The sequence below is a fragment of the Burkholderia sp. RF7-non_BP4 genome, from assembly GCF_001521935.1.
GTDB classification, from domain to species: Bacteria; Pseudomonadota; Gammaproteobacteria; order Burkholderiales; family Burkholderiaceae; genus Burkholderia; species Burkholderia diffusa.
The window spans coordinates 1-921 of the sequence record NZ_LOTA01000045.1 but is presented as its reverse complement, the minus strand read 5'-3'; the positions used below and the strand labels follow the sequence as shown (position 1 = coordinate 921).

At 62.9% G+C, this 921-nt stretch carries 2 protein-coding genes; both read right to left on the bottom strand.

From position 1 onward, the window contains the following. Window positions 1–282 (bottom strand): Mu-like prophage major head subunit gpT family protein (locus WS49_RS17235; RefSeq protein ID WP_179949549.1); only part of this gene is annotated, 282 nt, incomplete at its 3' end. 42 nt (window positions 283–324) lie between these two features. Beyond that, complete coding sequence (locus tag WS49_RS17230) at window positions 325–735, bottom strand: hypothetical protein (protein WP_059530909.1); 411 nt, start codon at window positions 733–735, stop codon at window positions 325–327. Window positions 736–921 lie beyond the last annotated feature (186 nt).

Genomic DNA, 921 nt, shown 5'->3' with positions numbered 1-921 from the left:
GGTGTCGTCTTCGATTGCCTCGCGATCGACGCCGACGGTGTTCTCGAACGGCTTGTTCTTGATCGAGAAGTCGTGCGTTGACAGGTTCTGGATCACGCGATCGCCGATCCATTCGCGGAACCGCGTCGTCTGTCCGAGCCACGGATAGACTTCCTGCGACGTGGTCGACGGCACGGGCATGGCAACCTTATTCCAATCGGACGGCGCACCGTCGAAGGCTTGCTGGAATACGGTGTTGTATCCCGTGAACAGGGCGCGCAAATTGGCGCGATTGATTTCCATTTGCTTTCCTTATGGGGTAGTCGAGGGGGATGACCGGCCGCGTTAAAACGCGATCCAGACGCCGCCCGGATCGATGTCGACCACGGTGCCGGCGACCGAGCGCTTGCCGCCGCCGTCCGTTTTCGCGACGGTCTGATCGTCGACGATGTACGCGGGCATGCCGACATCCTTCAGCGTGAGCTGATCCGCGCCGGCAGAGTTCGCGACGAGCCACTGGCCGCGCCGGATCGTCACGTTCGCGGCACCGTCTGCGGCGGCCGTGTTGTCGACTTGCTCCTGGACGATGCCGGCGCCCTTGAGCGTGGCGGATTCGGCGCCCTTGGTGATGAGGCCGGTCGCCGTATCGATCGCGGCGATCGCGCCAACGTAGAACAGCACACCGCTTTTGGCCGGGTAACTAAACAGCACACCGGAGCGGGACAATGTATTGCGGTCGGCGGTCAATGCAGCCATGTGAATCTCCTGATGGAAGTGAAAACGCGTTGCTGATGGAAGTGAGACGAGCTGCCGCGCTACCGTCAGGCGGCCGGCTGCGACGTCTTGTACGTCGCCGGGTCGAGGCCGAGCGCCTTGCACACGGCGAGGTCTTCGGCGGCCAGCGCATTCGCGTCCGTTTTGTCACCTACCGGAGGATTGCCA

What these genes read in the sequence shown, in the direction of transcription:
- WS49_RS17230 (WP_059530909.1), bottom strand. Translation starts at nt 735, where the DNA reads ATGGCTGCATTGACCGCCGACCGCAATACATTGTCCCGCTCCGGTGTG.